This window comes from Roseateles sp. P5_D6 (genome assembly GCF_054049415.1).
Map to the genome: position 1 here is coordinate 1 of NZ_JBFUMK010000038.1, position 15,930 is coordinate 15,930.

The 15,930-nt window shown below is 68.1% G+C and carries 15 protein-coding genes; 5 read left to right on the plus strand and 10 right to left on the minus strand.

The annotated features are described in order from the left end of the window. The first annotated feature begins 402 nt into the window (after window positions 1–402). Window positions 403–1,959 carry a M4 family metallopeptidase gene (locus tag ACXJKM_RS29335; RefSeq protein ID WP_457356579.1) on the plus strand — a complete coding sequence of 519 codons (1,557 nt, stop codon included), beginning with the start codon at window positions 403–405 and terminating at the stop codon, window positions 1,957–1,959. An 11-nt stretch (window positions 1,960–1,970) separates the two neighbouring features. Here the strand turns inward: ACXJKM_RS29335 and ACXJKM_RS29340 are convergent, their stop codons facing one another. The 9 genes from ACXJKM_RS29340 to ACXJKM_RS29380 form a co-directional block, all read right to left on the minus strand. After that, window positions 1,971–2,543, minus strand: coding sequence for a hypothetical protein (locus ACXJKM_RS29340; RefSeq protein WP_457356580.1), 573 nt, complete (start codon window positions 2,541–2,543; stop codon window positions 1,971–1,973). Window positions 2,544–2,547: 4 nt separating this feature from the next. Then, window positions 2,548–3,207 (minus strand): ribose-5-phosphate isomerase RpiA, encoded by a 660-nt coding sequence (gene rpiA, locus ACXJKM_RS29345; protein ID WP_457356581.1) that lies wholly within the window; start codon window positions 3,205–3,207, stop codon window positions 2,548–2,550. Window positions 3,208–3,260: 53 nt separating this feature from the next. Further along, window positions 3,261–5,021 (minus strand): glycoside hydrolase family 16 protein, encoded by a 1,761-nt coding sequence (locus ACXJKM_RS29350; RefSeq protein ID WP_457356582.1) that lies wholly within the window; start codon window positions 5,019–5,021, stop codon window positions 3,261–3,263. 5 nt (window positions 5,022–5,026) lie between these two features. Next, a complete protein-coding gene (locus ACXJKM_RS29355; RefSeq protein ID WP_457356583.1) occupies window positions 5,027–5,641 on the minus strand; it encodes a PEP-CTERM sorting domain-containing protein in 615 nt (204 codons plus the stop codon). A 17-nt stretch (window positions 5,642–5,658) separates the two neighbouring features. After that, entirely contained in the window at window positions 5,659–6,330 is a 672-nt protein-coding gene (locus ACXJKM_RS29360; protein WP_457356584.1) for a PEP-CTERM sorting domain-containing protein, read from the minus strand. Between the two features lie 191 nt (window positions 6,331–6,521). Beyond that, entirely contained in the window at window positions 6,522–8,000 is a 1,479-nt protein-coding gene (locus tag ACXJKM_RS29365; RefSeq protein ID WP_457356585.1) for a carotenoid oxygenase family protein, read from the minus strand. A gap of 12 nt (window positions 8,001–8,012) precedes the next feature. Next, a complete protein-coding gene (locus tag ACXJKM_RS29370) occupies window positions 8,013–8,444 on the minus strand; it encodes a DUF2141 domain-containing protein (RefSeq protein WP_056196160.1) in 432 nt (143 codons plus the stop codon). Window positions 8,445–8,547: 103 nt separating this feature from the next. After that, entirely contained in the window at window positions 8,548–9,669 is a 1,122-nt protein-coding gene (locus tag ACXJKM_RS29375) for a 3-deoxy-7-phosphoheptulonate synthase (protein ID WP_457356586.1), read from the minus strand. Window positions 9,670–9,697: 28 nt separating this feature from the next. Continuing rightward, window positions 9,698–10,624, minus strand: a complete 927-nt coding sequence (locus ACXJKM_RS29380) for a DMT family transporter (RefSeq protein WP_457356587.1) — start codon at window positions 10,622–10,624, stop codon at window positions 9,698–9,700. Between the two features lie 100 nt (window positions 10,625–10,724). Here ACXJKM_RS29380 and ACXJKM_RS29385 point away from each other — a divergent pair, with 100 nt between their 5' ends. From ACXJKM_RS29385 to ACXJKM_RS29400, 4 genes are all read left to right on the plus strand, one after another. After that, complete coding sequence (locus ACXJKM_RS29385; protein WP_457356588.1) at window positions 10,725–11,666, plus strand: LysR family transcriptional regulator; 942 nt, start codon at window positions 10,725–10,727, stop codon at window positions 11,664–11,666. Between the two features lie 14 nt (window positions 11,667–11,680). Continuing rightward, on the plus strand, window positions 11,681–12,721 hold the full coding sequence (locus tag ACXJKM_RS29390) for a quinone-dependent dihydroorotate dehydrogenase (protein ID WP_457356589.1): 1,041 nt from the start codon (window positions 11,681–11,683) through the stop codon (window positions 12,719–12,721). Between the two features lie 8 nt (window positions 12,722–12,729). Continuing rightward, window positions 12,730–13,227 carry an outer membrane protein assembly factor BamE gene (locus ACXJKM_RS29395; RefSeq protein ID WP_457356590.1) on the plus strand — a complete coding sequence of 166 codons (498 nt, stop codon included), beginning with the start codon at window positions 12,730–12,732 and terminating at the stop codon, window positions 13,225–13,227. A gap of 65 nt (window positions 13,228–13,292) precedes the next feature. Continuing rightward, window positions 13,293–15,314, plus strand: a complete 2,022-nt coding sequence (locus tag ACXJKM_RS29400) for an alpha/beta hydrolase family protein (RefSeq protein WP_056196144.1) — start codon at window positions 13,293–13,295, stop codon at window positions 15,312–15,314. Window positions 15,315–15,425: 111 nt separating this feature from the next. Here ACXJKM_RS29400 and ACXJKM_RS29405 read toward each other — a convergent pair whose 3' ends face one another. Further along, a complete protein-coding gene (locus ACXJKM_RS29405) occupies window positions 15,426–15,908 on the minus strand; it encodes an FxDxF family PEP-CTERM protein (protein ID WP_056196142.1) in 483 nt (160 codons plus the stop codon). Between the last annotated feature and the right edge of the window lie 22 nt (window positions 15,909–15,930).

Here is a 15,930-nt window from a genome sequence, read left to right on the forward strand (position 1 = left end):
ATGCCAGGCCGACCGCCGCGCCCATGGCCAGGCCGGCGCCCGCAGCTGCGCCGCGCCCTGCCCCCGCGCCAGCGCCGGCGAAGGACGACGGCGATTGGGAGACCTTCTGAGCCGCGCCACGCAGCGCCATTGAACGGGAGCCGGGCAATGCCCGGCTCTTTGCTTTTGGGAATCAGGGGCCGCCCGTCCCTCGTTCAGGGACGCGACCGCCGGCGCCCAGCGTGGCGGGAGCCGCCCTTACAGCCTGAAACGCCAAAGGTCGCCCGGCTTGTTGCGCCCCAGCGCCACACCCGGGATGTTCCCAGCCCGCGCGGCGGCATGGGTGAGCAAAGTCATGCCAGCGCCGCACCGGCGCACCCTGCGGCAGACCCGCCGCGCTTTCCAACAAACCAGGAGCTCCCGATGTTTCGCCCGATCTTTCGCCTCGCGCTGCTGAGCGTGGCACTCTCGGCCACCTTGGCCCAGGCCCAGTCCAATCGCGCCGACGCCAACGCACTGAAGAGCCGCGCCGAAGGCCATGTGCGCCAGTTTCCCGGACTCAGCCTGCACGGCAGCGAGCACAGCTACAGCGTGCGCGACATCGTCATCGACAGCGACGGCGGCAGCCATGTGCGCCTGGACCGCAGCGTCGCGGGCCTGCGCGTCATCGGCGGCGACCTCATCGTGCAGACCGACCGCTTCGGCACCCTGCGCGCCATGCACCACAACCTGCGCTGGCGCCTGGACGGCATCGCCACCAAGCCGGCCCTGAACGCCAATCGCGCCGCCATGGCCGTGCTGCGCACGATGGACGGCGATGCCGGCAAACCCGAACTCGTCATCTATGCCCGCGACCAGGCGCCCGCCCTGGCCTGGGACGTGCCCGTCTCCGGAGAAAGCGCCGATGGCACGCCGTTCGAGAAGCATGTGATCGTCGACGCCTTGGATGCCCGCCAGCTCGACGCCTGGGACGACATCCACACCGCGGCCGCCAACGGCACGGGCAAGACGCTGTACAGCGGCAACGTGGCCCTGACGACCAACAGCATCAGCGGCGGCTACGAGCTGCGCGACCCGAGCCGCGGCGGCACCTACACGATCAGCATGGGCGGCCGCAAGAACGGTGGCAGCGTCATGACCGACGCCGACAACAGCTGGGGCAACAACGCGACCAGTGACGCCGCCAGCGCTGGCGCCGATGCGCAGTACGGCACGGCCATGACCTGGGACTACTACAAGAACGTGCATGGCCGCAACGGCATCGCCAATGACGGCAAGGGTGCCTACAACCGCGTCCACTACAGCCGCAACTACGCCAATGCCTACTGGTCGGACTCCTGCTTCTGCATGACCTACGGCGATGGCGACGGCACCAGCATCAAGCCGCTGGTGTCCCTGGACGTGGCCGGCCACGAGATGAGCCACGGCGTCACCAGCCGCACGGCCAACCTGACCTATTCCGGCGAGTCCGGCGGCCTCAACGAGGGCAACTCCGACATCTTCGGCACCATGGTCGAGTTCTACGCCGCCAATGCCAGCGACCCGGGCGACTACCTGATCGGCGAGAAGATCATGGTGGGCGGCGGGGCCTTGCGCAGCATGGTCAAGCCCAGCGCCGACGGTGCATCGGCGGACTGCTGGTACTCGGGCGTGGGCAATCTCAACGTGCACTACAGCTCGGGCGTGACCAACCACTTCTTCTTCCTGCTCGCCGAAGGCACCAACAGTGCCTACGGCAACAGCCCGACCTGCGTGACCGGCAACACCCGCGTCGCCACCGGCGCGGGCTCGCTGACGGGCATCGGCCGGGACAAGGCCGCCAAGATCTGGTACCGGGCCCTGACGACGAAGTTCACTTCGTCCACCAACTACGCCGGCGCACGCAGTGGCACCATCGCCGCCGCCAATGAGCTCTACGGGACTGGCAGCGCCGAGGCGAATGCCGTGGCCTCTGCCTGGAGCGCTGTCGGCAGGAACTGAGCCGAGCGGGCTCAATCGGGGGCGTCTTCGGACGCCCCTTTTTTCTGGGCGTAGCTGGCCTTGCGGCCGCGTGCCGGATACCAGACCTCACGTTCCACCCAGTGCGCCAACCGCCCGGCGCGATCCCCGCGCTGCTCGCGCAGCCAGGTCAGGACGACCTCATCGAGCACATAGCTACCGTCGCGTTGCTCGCGCACCGACTGTGGATGGCGACGCCGCAGCGATGCGGCCGGCATCGGCGCACCCAGGGCCGTCGACAAATCCTCCAGCGCGATCCAGCGGTGGCGCTCGATGTCATCGTCCAGCACACGAATGCGGTGGCCCTTGAAGGCGTAGTAGCGTCCCTGCACGGGCCGGAAGGCCAGTGCCTTCAGGCCCCGCCCGACCGTTTCGCCCAGGGCAACAAGATCGGACGCGAAGGCACGGCCCCACAGTATCAGCGCCACCAGCATGCCGGCCCAGCCGCTCGCCCACCACAGCAGCGCCGTTGCGGCGCCGCACACGGCCAGCTTGAACAGCAGGCTGCGCCACCAATGGTGCCTCTCGTGCGATGCCGCATCGAAGCCAAGGGGCTCGCGCGGCATGCGGTCAGAACTTCAAGGTCTTCACGCCGTCGGCACCGCCGAGCAGACAGACGCTGGCCTTGTGGCGCGCGAACACGCCGACGGTGACGACGCCCGGCCACTGGCTGACCTCGGCCTCGAAAGCCAGCGGGTCGGTGATGGACAGGCCCGTCACGTCGAGGATGTGGCCGCCGTTGTCGGTGACGACGCCGGCCCGCAGCCTGGCCTCGCCGCCGAGCTTGGCAAAACGGCGCGCCAGCTGGGCGGCGGCCATCGGGACGATCTCGACAGGCAGCGGAAACTTGCCCAGGGTCTGCACGAGCTTGGATTCGTCGGCGATGCAGACGAACTGGTCGGCCAGATCCGCCACGATCTTCTCGCGCGTCAGCGCGGCACCACCGCCCTTGACCATGAAGCCCTGGCCATCGATCTCGTCGGCGCCATCGATGTAGACGGCCAGCCGCTCCACCTCGATCGCATTCAGCACGGGGATTCCATGCTTGATGAGGCGCTGCGTCGAGCGCTCCGAGCTCGACACCGCACCGGGGATGGCGATACCGCTGGCCGCGAGCGCATCAATGAAACAGTCCACCGTGGAGCCGGTGCCGACGCCGAGGATCTGACCGGCGGGAACATAGTCCAGAGCCGCACGGCCGACGAGTTGCTTGAGCTGGTCTTGATTCATAGGCCCGGATTGTCCGGGATCGGCGCGGTGAACAATGCCGATCCCGGTCCGGCTCACTTCATCACCACGCTCCTGACCGCCGAATCGGTGGCCAGTTGGCTCCTGCTGTCCCAGGACGTGAATCGGTATTCCACGACGTCACCCTTCTTCAGCCCTCCCAGCGTGTACCGGCTGGCAGCGCCGTCCTGGCGCATGCGCACGGTCCGGGTCTCGCCACCGTTGACCGTGTAGTGCGCGTCTACCCAGCCCGTCGCGTTGGCGGCGAGTTCGAGGGTGGTCGCACCGGCCTGCGTCGAGGCCGTCGGCACGGCGGTCGTCTTGGCAAGCACCGGCGCCGTCACGGCCACGGCGTTCACAGCCGCCACGCCCGAGTCCCAGATGATGTCGTCGAAGGCCATCTGGAAGGACGCGGCCGGATTGGAGCCGTCCACGCTGAGGAACTCGAACAGCGAGTTCATGGACTGCAGCGCCACCAGCGGGCCGGCGATCTCGGCCACCGGGATGGTGGCCGTGCCCCACTCGCCGTTGCGCACCAGGCCATAGGCCGTGGTGTTGGCGGGGAAGGTCACCCAGCTGTGGTTGGTGTAGGTGTCCAGGATGCCGATCTTGAACGCCACATTGGCCGGCGCCTTGATCTTCAGCTTGATGTTGCCGCCACGGAAGCCGCTCATGTCGTGCACCTGGCGCGACTGGACGGCACCGCCGAACCACTGCCCCGGCGCGAAGTAGTTCAGCGCCAGCACGTTGGACCCCTCAAACGCCGGGATGTTGCCGCCACCCATGGAACCGGTGTTCCAGATGAAGAAGTCCGCCGACGTGCCGAGCGCCTGGCTGTTGTTGACAGGCGTGTTGTCGGTGAACACGCCGAATTTGCCGGCCTCCGGCGTGATGCCGACGCCCAGCTTGACCTCGCCCTTGCCGTCCAGCTCATAGACACGCACATAGTCCACGTACATCGTCGCGGGCAACGGCGCGGTGATCTGCGCAGGCGTGGCGGCCGGCGTGAAGTTGCCGCCGACAGCCATGTTCATCAGCAGATAGAACGGCTCCTGCAGCGCTGGCGAACCCACCGTGGAGATGGGCGCCTTGTACATGTCAAGTTCACGGCCGTTGTCCACCAGCGTGAAGCGGATCTGCGTGTCAGTCCAATACAGGCGATACAGCACGAAGCGGTTGGCCAACGAGCGCGTGGGCGTGACCCAGCTCTTGGTCTGCCAGGCAGTGGACGCGGCGCAGCTTTCGTTGCCGGGCACGCAGGCGGCCTGGTTGAAGGTGATGACGTTGGAACCGACGAACTGGTCCGGCGACACGGCGGGCAGGCCCGCGGGCTGGCGGCCGCCCTGCTCCATGATGTCGATCTCGCCCTTGCGCGGCCAGGCCTGCGGACTGGTGCCCAGCAGCCACAGGGCCGGCCACAGGCCGACGCCGACCGACGGCGTGGCCGCGCGGATTTCGATCATCCCGTACTTGACCTGCACCTTGCCCGCCGAGTCCAGCTTGCCGGAGGTGAACTGGTTGGCGCCCATCACCTCGCGCTTGGCCGTGATGGCCAGGGCCCGCGTGGCAGGCTCGAAAGGCACGTTGACGATGCTGAGGTTGTTGGGGCGGTAGTACTCCAGCTCCTGGTTGCCGTAGCCGCACAGGCCGATCTGGCAGCCGTTGCCGTCATAGGTCGACCAGAGCGCGCTGTCGAGGCTGGCGCCGTTGAATTCCTCGGACCAGAGCAGCTTGCCGATGACGGGGCTGGTGACGCTGGCGGAAGCGATGGCACTGGCGGCCAGCAGCAGGCCGCCGATGAGGGTTTGGCGATTCATGGCATTCATCCTTGCTGGCGGTTGCGACGCAGGCGGGCCCCGACGACCAGGATGCCCAGGCCCATCAAGCCGTAGGTCGAGGGCTCGGGCACGGCGCTGGTGACGGTGATGCGGGTGGCCGGCGCGCCGGTGAAGCCCGTGTTGACCGCCTGCCAACTGCCGGACGAGGAGAAGGCCCAGGCGGCGCTGGGCGAATCGGTGCCGCTCTGCCATTGGCCGGCGAAGCCGGCGTCGGCCTGGGTCACCAGCCAGTAGCTGCCGGCGGCCAGGTTCCAGCCGCTGGGCGCCAACGCCGTGTTGGCCCAGGGATCGGTCAGGTGCGTGCTGTAGAGCCAGCTGTTGCCGGCGGGCACGGCGCCCTGGCGGGCCATGATGCCGACGGTGATGCCGCCCACGCCGTCGATGGACGTGAGGATGGACTGGATGGTGGTGGCGCTGCTGATATCGAAGGCGACGGCGAGGTCCTGGCCCTGGCCCAGCAGTGAGGCCCAGCCGCTGACGTCATCGCCGGGGCCATAGGTGTTGATGACGACGGTGCCGGCGGCGCTGGCGTGGGCGGCCAGGCCGCAGAGCAGCAGCGACGCGCCGATCCCGGAGAGGGTGTGAATCTTGGCTTGCATGGCTTGTCTCCTCGGGTTCAGGCGCGGCGGCGGCGGGCGATGGCGCCGACGGTGGCCAGGCCCGCCAGCAACAGCGCGTAGCTGCCGGGCTCGGGCACGGCGGCGGTCTGGATCGCGAACTGGAGGTCGTCGACGAGGACGGCGTTGGCGCGGTTCTCCAGGATCGGGCCGACGGCGGTGCCGATCTCGATGAAGACCGAGGTGGTGCCGACCGGGACGGCAGCCGCCTGGAAGCTGACCTGCGTCCAGCTGCTGGTGCTCAACTGGCCCTGGAACTGCTGGTTGAGCGCCGTGCTGATGATGCCGTTGGCGCCCATGTAGCGCAGCGTGACGAAGGCGTTGCCGGTGGTACTGGCGTCGCCCTTGGCCCAGAAGCTCAGCCAGGGCGTGTCGCCCACATTGGCGGCGCCCAGCACGGGCATGCCGCCATGGCCGACGGAGTCCTGCAGCGCGATGGAGGCATCGAAGCCGTTGGGGGCGCTGAGCAGCAAGGCAAAGCTGCCGGAGTGGGCGTCACTGGACAGCGTGGCCGGGCTGCTGGTGGCGGCCGTCAACCAGCCCGCGGCGAGTTGGCCCGGGCCGGCCGCGGCTTCGAAGCCGCCGTTGGCGAAGGCGTTGGTGGTGGCTGCGCCGGCGGTGCCGGCCAGCAAGAGGGTGGCCATCGCCACGCAGGTCTTCAGATTCAGCATGTTGTCGTCTCCATGGTGTTGACTGGGGAATAAAGAATCCCGAAACAGGCGACGACGAACTGCTGCCGATCGCCGAAAGTGAAAGCGCTTTCTGAAAGCGCTTTCAACAAACGGCGCGACCATAGGTGGCTTGCAAAAGCCTGTCAATGCGGAGTCCCCTGCCCCGTTCTCGAAGCAGGGGGGCTTGAGGTTCAAGCGGCGTAGAACTTGCCGTGGAAGCCGTAGGGCACGGCGTAAGGCAGCCAGGCGCGGGCCAGCGGGCCGTTGGCCAGGCGCATCGCATCGAAGACGCTGAAGAAACTGCGCCGGCGCTGGATGTCATAGCCCATGCCGACCAGCCAGCCCTCGCCTTCCCGAGTGCTGCCAGGCCTGGGCACCAGCACATGCTCCTCGACGACGGTGTCGTTGCCGAAGTTGAAGCGCTCGCGCGCGCCGCTGTCGATGTCCAACCGCATCAGGCCGTTGAAGCCCCAGCGCGCGCCGATATCGATGGCCGTCGGGTACCAGACGAAGCGGTGGCGCCGGGCGACGACTCGCGGGTCGACGACGGGGAACTCGACGGCCTCGTCGCGCGCAGCGATGTTCAGCCGCCCGCTAGCCAGGTCGATCTGCAGCACCCGCGGCGTCGACACGTCGCGCGCCGTGCGCTCGCCGCGCATGATCTGCCGGGCGCCGGCGTTGAACTCCGGCAGCGGCGTGCTCTGCACATAGTCCAGGCGCAGCATGCGGCCGTCGTCCCAGGCATTGCCGAAGTGAAAGACCTGGACGGCCGGCATCTCGAAGCTGCGCTGCTTCGAGAAGTCGGCCTTGTCGACGACGAGCACGCGCGTCGGTTGCTCGCCGGCCCAGCGCATCGCGTCGACCATGGAGGCGCCAGCGCGCACGGCCGCCATGTCCATGGTGATGGGCGCCAGCAGAAAGACGAGGTGGCGTTGCGACACGGCGAAGTCATGAAGCATGGCCGGAGCCTGCACATCCAGCAGCGCATGGCGGCGCACGGTACCGGCGGCATCGAGCTGATAGACGGCCAGCCGACCGTTGGCCGTGCCGAAGTTCCACACCGTGCCGTCGGGCTCGACCTTGGGATGGGCCGAGAAGGGCATGCCACGCAGCTCAGGCGCCCAGGTCTTGACGCCGCGCGTCGCGAGCGTCGCCGGGTCCAGCTCATAGGCGCTGCCGCCCTCCCACAAGGCGTAGAGGCAGTCACCCTGCATCAGCACGCTGGTGTTGGCCACGTTGACGCTGTCGGGCCCGCGCACCGGCAGTTCGGCCTTGATGGCCGTACCGAAAGCGGGCAGCAGGAAGCGGCCGGCCTCTTGCTCGGCGCGGAACTTGGTCGTTTGCACGAAGCGGGCGCGGTGGCTGGCGCGGCCGTCCTGCAGTGTCCAGGACTGAACCAGGCCATCGCCGTCGAACCAGTGGTGGTAGCGCTGGCCGGCGCGTTGCATCAGGCCAGGACCATTGCGGAAGTAGCGGCCGCGCAGCGCGGCGGGCAGGCGCCCTTCAACGACGGCGCTGGCGTCCAGGTTCTCGCCATTCAAGCCACGCAGCGGCAAGAGTTCCGGCGCATCGGCAGCGAAGGTATCGACCGGCAGGCCCAGGGCCAGCAGTTCGGGGCTGAGGCCGCCGGCCAGCAGCGCGGTCAGCAGTGAACGACGGGTCGTGCTCATGGCCGTCCCCGCTCAGTTCAGCTTGACCTTGACCGACGCACCGGTCACCGGTGTCACGACGGCCTGCTCGAACTTCGGTGGGCCGAAGGTGCCAGCAGCGTTGTTGGAGAAGCCGTAGGGCTCGACCGGAATGCCCATGGCGTTCATGTCCAGGCGGCCGTTGGCATTGGCGTCCTGGAAGAGGCTGAGCGCCAGCGGGCCTTCGGGCAGGTCCTTGAGCACGACGCTGAACTTGCCGCCAGTGGCCTCGGGGCCGAGAACGAAGCGCAGGCCGGTCTGCGGCTGGCGCAGCCAGTTGGCCGGCTCCGTGAAGACGGCCACCATCAGGGTGGCGCCCTGCAGGCGGCTCGTGTCCAGGCCCTCGACTTCGAGGGTGACGTCTGCCGCCTGGCTGCACAGCGGCAGCAGGGCAAACAGGGCGGAGGCAAGGGCTTGGTGTTTCATCGCGATCTCCAGGGTTCAGCAGTGGGATGGCTGAATGTTGGAGATCGCCCCGCCGCGGCGCGAGCGCGCTGCGACAGGTGGGCGCCGGGCGGCGCGAGTGGACTTAACCCCGGCGCTTCTGGACGGCTGCAGCCAGCTCGCGCAGCAGCGGCTCGGTCTGGCTCCAGCCCAGGCAGGCGTCGGTGATGGACACGCCGGGCTTCAAGTCGGCCTTGGTCTGACCCTCGGCCAGGTCCTGCCGACCAGGCTGCAGATGGCTTTCGATCATGACGCCGGTGATGCGCGCATCGCCGCCCGCGATCTGACCCGCGACGTCATGGCCGACATCGACCTGGCGCTCGTACTTCTTGCTGGAGTTGGCGTGCGAGAAGTCGATCATGACCTGCTCGCGCAGGCCCGAGGTCTTGAGCGCATCGCAGGCAGCGTTGACGGACGCCGCGTCGTAGTTGGGCGCCTTGCCGCCGCGCAGGATGACGTGGCAGTCCTCGTTGCCGCGGGTCTCGAAGATGGCGGCCGTACCCATCTTGGTCATGCCCATGAAGGCATGCGCGCTGCTGGCGGCCAGCACGGCGTCGCTGGCGACCTTGATACCGCCGTCGGTGCCGTTCTTGAAGCCGACCGGGCAGCTCAGGCCCGAGGCGAGCTGGCGGTGGCTCTGGCTCTCGGTGGTGCGCGCGCCGATGGCGCCCCAGGCGATCAGGTCGGAGATGTACTGCGGCGACAGCAGGTCCAGGAACTCGGTGCCGGCCGGCAGGCCCAGCGCGTTGACGTCGAGCAGCAGCTGGCGCGCCAGGCGAAGGCCCTCGTTCATGTGGAAGCTGCCGTCCAGGCGCGGGTCGTTGATGTAGCCTTTCCAGCCCACCGTCGTGCGCGGCTTCTCGAAGTAGACGCGCATGACGATCAGCAAGTCGCTGCTCAGTTCCTCGCGCGCCGTCTTCAACAGGCGGGCGTAGTCCATCGCCTGGTCGTGGTCGTGGATGGAACAGGGGCCGACGATGACAAGCAGGCGGTCGTCGCGGCCATGCAGCACGTCGCTGATCTGCTGGCGGGCCTGCTCGACAAGTTCCAGCGTCGCGTCGGGAATGGGCAGCTCTTCGAGCAGCAGCGCCGGGCTGATCAGCGCACGGACGGCACCGATGCGGGTGTCATCGGTACGCGTCGTATCGCGCGTCTCGTCGCGGGAGCCCGCTTCGCGGTCGTGGTGGGGATCGTCTAAAGGTTTCATTGCAGGGCTCCAGGCAAGCCCCGCATTTTCACCGCTTGGCGGCGGCAAAGCACACCGCCAGCGCAGAGAGGCCAAAACCGGCGAGCGCCAGCGGCTCCAGGCGCTCGCCCAGCAGCACGAAGCCCATCAGCGCCGACACGCCCGGGATCAGGAAGAACAGCCGCGCCACCTGCCCCGCCTGGCCGCGGCGGATCATGATGAACATCAGGCTGAAGGCGCCAATGGAGTTCACCAGGCCCAGCCACAACCACGAGCCGATCAGCTCGGGCGCCCAGTCGATGGCAAATCCTTCGGTCGGGCCTGCCACCGCAGCAACGGCCAGGGCCGACACGGCCATCTGCACGCCGGCACCGCTGCGCAAGTCCATGTGGGCGCAGAAGCGCTTCTGGTAGAGCGTGCCGGCGACGAGGCCGAGCAGGCCCAGGCCGGCCACGGCGTAGGCGGTCCAGGCGCCGTTCAGCGGCTTGTCGGCGATGACCAGGGCCACGCCGGCCAGCCCACCGAGCAGAGCGAGCAACTGGCGCCGGCCAATGTGCTCGGGCAGCCACAGATGCGCGCCCAGGGCCGTGGCCAGCGGCATCAGGCCGATCAACAGACCGGCCACGCCGGCGCTCAGGCCCCATTGCAGCGCGAAATAGATGCACGAGAAGTGCAGCACCTGCATCAGCAGGCCGACAACGGCCAGGTGCGCCCAACCGCGCGCCCGATGCGGCCATGGTGCGCCGGTGGCCATCGCCACGGCCAGCAACACGACGGCGGCGAGGCCGAAGCGCAGCGTCAGCAGCGTCAGCGGCCCGGTGTGCGGCAGGGCCAGCTTGCCGGCCACATAGCCGCTGCTCCACAGCAGGATGAAAAGCAGCGGCAGGCTGGACGCGGCAGCGGCGCTCAGCAGGCGGTCGAACAGGCTGGGCCGGAAGGACCGGGCCATGCAGGGCGACAGCGTGGTGGTGGACATGACGACTCCTTGAAGGGATGACTGCACTCTAGAAATCAATGATCCAGGACACAATCCGTCATAAAGTCGATTCAGAGTTTCCAAACGGAGCACAGTCGCCATGGGCCGCCTTGAAGACCTGCAAGCCTTCGCTCGCGTCGTTGACGCCAAGGGCTTCTCCGGCGCCGCGCGGCTGCTGGGCACCACCAAGTCGGCCGTCAGCAAGCAAGTCGTGCGGCTGGAGGACCAGCTCGGCACGCGCCTGCTGCACCGCACCACGCGCAGCGTCAGCCCGACGGCCGAGGGCCGCAGCGTCTACGAACGCGCGCTGCGGCTGCTGGATGAGTCGCTGGCGCTGGAGACCGAACTGGCCGGCCGCCGCGACGAGCCGCGCGGCGTGCTGCGGCTATCGGTGTCCACCGCCTTCGGCAATCTGCAGTTCACGGCGCTGATGGCGGAGTTCTGCGCCCGGCATCCGCAGATCGACGTCGTGCTAGGGCTGAACGATCGCTACGTCGACCTGGCCGAGGAAGGTTTTGATGTCGTGCTGCGACTGACGCACAAGCCTTCCGATGGCCTGGTGGCGCGGCGATTGGCAGCCATCCGCTTTGTGCTGTGTGCGGCGCCGGCCTATCTGGAGGCCCACGGTGAGCCGCAGGCCGTGGCCGACATCGCCGGCCATCGCTGCCTGCGCTTTGGCTATCTGCAGTCCCCCGACCGCTGGCGCTTTCGCCACCCTGAGCAGGGCGAGGCCGAGGTCGAGACCCGCGGCGCGCTTCGCTTCGAAAGCGGGCTGACGGCCAACAGCAGCGAATCCCTGCGCGTGGCCGCCCTGGCCGGCCTGGGCCTGGCCGTGCTGCCCACCTATGCCGTCGGCGCAGACCTGCGCGCGGGGCGGCTCAAGGCCGTGCTGCCCGACTGGCAGCCGGTCGGCGGCCTGGCGGACGCCAACACCCTCTACGCCGTCTACCTGCCCAGCCGCCACCCGGCGCCCAAGGTGCGGGCGCTGATCGACTTCATGCTGGAGAAGATGGGCGACGTGCCCCCGTGGGATCGCGACTGAGAGAATCAAGGGCTATGCCGTTGATCCCCTACGCCCTTACCCGCCCCTTCCTGTTCGGCCTGGACCCCGAGCACGCCCACGAGCTGACGCTGAACAGCATCGCGAAGCTGCAGAACACGCCCGCGCAACTGCTCTGGTGCGGCGAACGCATCAGCGATCCGGTCACCATCGCCGGCCTGCGCTTCCCGAACCGCATCGGCCTGGCCGCCGGCCTGGACAAGAACGGCCGCTGCATCGACGGCCTGGGCGCGATGGGCTTCGGTTTCATCGAGGTCGGCACCGTGACGCCCAAAGGCCAGCCGGGCAACGACAAGCCGCGCATGTTCCGCCTGCCCGAAGCCCACGCGCTGATCAACCGCCTGGGCTTCAACAACGAGGGGCTCGCAAGCTTCATCGCCAACGTGAAGCGCGCCCACAGCTTCCGCAAGGCCGGCGGCATCCTCGGCCTGAACATCGGCAAGAACGCCGCGACGCCCATCGAGAACGCTGCGGACGACTACCTGCTCGGCCTGGAGGGCGTGCATCCGCATGCCGACTACATCACCGTCAACATCTCCAGCCCCAACACCAAGAACCTGCGCGCGCTGCAGAGCGACGAAGCACTGGGTGCCTTGCTGGGCACGCTGCAGCAGCGCAAGCAACAGCTCGACAGCCAGAGCGGTCGGCGCGTGCCGATGTTCGTCAAGATCGCGCCCGATCTGGAGGAAGACCAGGTTGCCGTCATCGCCCAGACGCTGAAGGCCAACGGCATCGACGGCGTCATCGCCACGAACACGACGATCGCGCGCGACGCCGTCAAGGGCCTGCCCTATGCGAACGAGATGGGTGGCCTGTCGGGCGCCCCGGTCTTCGAGGCCAGCAACCGCGTCATTCGCCTGCTGCGCGCAGCCCTGCCGCCGGGCTATCCCATCATCGGTGTGGGCGGCGTCATGAGCGGTGCCGACGCGCGCGCCAAAATCACCGCCGGTGCCGACCTTGTGCAGGTCTACACCGGCCTCATCTACAAGGGCCCGGGCCTCGTCAGCGACTGCGCGAGGGCCCTGGCCCAGCGTTGAATATCGCCATGCGACTCGCCGCCCTCGCTCTCTGCGCCGCACTGCTCACCGGCTGCGCGACGCCGGATCGCGATGCGCGGCTGAAGCCCGGCGTCAGCGGCGAGACGGACGTCATCGCACTCTATGGCCAGCCGGTGCGCACCTGGCCCGAGGCTGACGGCGGCCGGACGCTTGAATATTCGAGCCAGCCGATGGGCCGGCACAGCTACATGGTTCGCCTGGCCGTCGATGGCCGGCTGGTCCGCATCGAGGACGGCCTTTCCCCTGCCGGCCGCGCCCGCATCGTGCCGGGCATGACTCCCGAACAGGTCAGCCGCATCCTCGGCCGCGAGCGCACGCGTGTGTTCTTCCGCCTCAGCGGCGAAGACGTCTGGGACTGGGCCATCGAGCCCGACCAGGCGGGCTATGGCCTGCGCTTCAACGTCCACTTCAAGGACGGCGCCGTCGTTCGCACGACGCAGAGCATGGTGTTCCCGAGCCGGCTCTTCCCAGGCTTCGATGACTGACGCCCGCAAGGGCACATTACCGTTGCGGGTCGAGTAGGCTTCGGCCCCGTTTTCAGGGAGAAGTCATGAGAATCATCGCGCAGGCCAGCGTCACGCTGGCCCTGTTGTCGTCTGCACTCGCCGGCGCCCAGGCGCCCAAGCTACCCATCGAGGCCTTCTTCAGGCCGCCGGCTTTCGAGCGCGCCGTGCTGTCGCCTGACCAGAGCCGCGTCGCCGTCCTCGTCAACCGCCCTGGCGAGCGCACCAAGCTCGCGCTGGCTCGGGTAGACGACGACAGCCCCACCGACGTCGTCGCAGCCGTGGACCGGCTCGACGTCGCCAGCGTCCACTGGCTCAATCCCAACCGGCTGGTCTTTCAGGCCTGGCAGCGCCACGAACTGCGCGACACGCCAGTCTCCACGGGCCTCTGGGTGCTGGACGTGCGCAGCGGCGAGGTGACGCAGCTGATCTCCACGCGCTTCAACATCAACCCCGGCCAGGCCCAGACCGGCACGCGCATCAAGGAAGCCGTTGACAAACTGCTGCCCTGGAACTGGCGGTTGCTGCGCGCGCTGGACGACGACAGCGACGACGTCATGGTGCAGCGCTACACCTGGGACGAGAACGGCGAGTTCAGCCACGAGGTGCTGGGCCGGCTCAACACGCGCACGGGCAAGCTGACGCTGGTTACCGACAACGTGCCCAACCGCGTGGCCGAGTGGCTGGTGGACGGCAAGGGCCAGCCGCAGGCCTGCATCACGATGGAGGGCGCGGGCTTCGGCGTGCATCTCTTCGACGCCGAGACCCGGTCCTGGAAGCTCTGGCGTTCCGGCCGCCGCAACATCGACCCCATGCCGATGCCGCTGGCGCGCCTGCCGGGCGGTGACCTGCTCGTGGCCGGCCATGACGCGGCCGAGTCCAAGGGCGACATCCGCATCGTGCAGCGCCTCAGCGCGATGGGCGACAGCCGCCAGACCCTGCTCTCCATCCGTGGCTACGACTGGACCGGCCACCCGGTGCTGGACCGCGACAGCGGCCGGCTGATCGGCCTGCGCTACGAGGCCGATGCCGCTGACACCGCCTGGTTCGACAAGGACATGAAGGCCCTGCAGGCCGAGATCGACAAGCTGCTACCCGCCACCGTCAACGCCATCAGCTGCCGCGACTGCCTGAAGGACAAGCGCGTGCTGATCCACGCCGCATCCGACCGCCAGCCTGAAATCATTTACGCCTATGACCGCGACAGCCGCCAGCTGAAGATGCTGTTCCGGTCGCGTCCGTCCGTACGTGCCGCCGACATGGCGGAGCGCGAGGTTCTGCGCGTGAAGACCCGCGACGGCCTGGCCATGCCCGTGCAACTGACCAAGCCGCTCGGTGCGGCCGCCTCGCGTCCAGCGGTCGTGCTCGTGCACGGCGGCCCCTGGGTGCGGGGCAATCACTGGTACTGGAACGACATGGCGCAATTCCTCGCCAACCGCGGTTACCTCGTCATCGAGCCGGAATTCCGGGGCAGCGAGGGTTACGGAGAGCACCATGAAAACCTTGGCCGCAAGCAATGGGGCCAGGCCATGCAGGCCGACCTCGCCGACGCCGCCCAATGGGCCGTCGACAAAGGGCTCGCCGACCCCAAGCGCATCTGCGTCGCCGGTGCCAGCTACGGCGGCTACGCCACGCTCATGGGCTTGGTGCGCAACCCGGAGCTCTTCCGCTGCGGCTTCGAGTGGGCGGGGGTTACCGACCCGGCCTCGCTGTTCAGCCGCAGCCACACCGACATTCAGAGCATGTGGGCCGAACACGACCTCAAGCTGCTGGTCGGCGACCCGGTGAACGACGCGGAGATGCTGGCCACCAATGCGCCCGTCAAGCTCGCCGCCAAGATCAAGCAGCCGCTGCTGATGGCCTATGGCGCCGAGGACCGCCGCGTTGAGGTCCAGCAGGGCGTCGACATGAAAAAGGCCCTGGAAGCCGCAGGCCATCGAAGCCTGGAATGGGTGGTGTACCCCAACGAGGGCCATGGCTGGCGCTCGTTGGAGACGAGCGTGGACTTCTGGGGCCGCGTGGAGCGCTTCCTGGAGCGCCACATCGGCGCCGCAGCGGCCACCCCTTAGTCGATCGAGTTTGAGACGCCCATGAAAAAGCCCTGGATCAGGATGACCAGGGCTGTACGGGTCGTGAGCTGCCTGCGCGCCGTTGGGAGCGCGCAGGCAGTTCAACCGCGATCAGGAATCGCGGCGGCGACGCGAGGCGAGGAAGCCGATGACGCCCAGGCCTGCACCCAGAAGGGCGTAGGTTTCGGGTTCCGGCACCGCAGCCGCGACAGAGCTGATGGCGTATGTGGACGAGCCGGTAGCGCCACCCAGGACGGAGTAGTAGTAGCTGCCCGAACCCAGCGCCACGGTGTTTGCGGTGTTAAATCCCCAAGCGCCCACAAAGGAATCGTCACCGCCACCAACCATGTGGTCAGCTCCTGAGGAGTACAGCGTGTAAGCCGAACCCAAGAAGCTGCCGGGATTGGCGATCACGCTGCTGGTCAGCGTGCTGCTGGTACCAAGCGAGAACGAAAAGGTGTCGAACACGGCGCCAGAGACGGTGTTGCCACCGACTTCAAACGCATCATGCGCCCCCCAGTTGAAGGAAGCAGCTTGGCTGCTGAGCGCGGTTAGAGCCACCACGGATGCGGCGGCGAGGTTTTTCAATTTCATTGCGTAGCTCCTGACTTTGGAC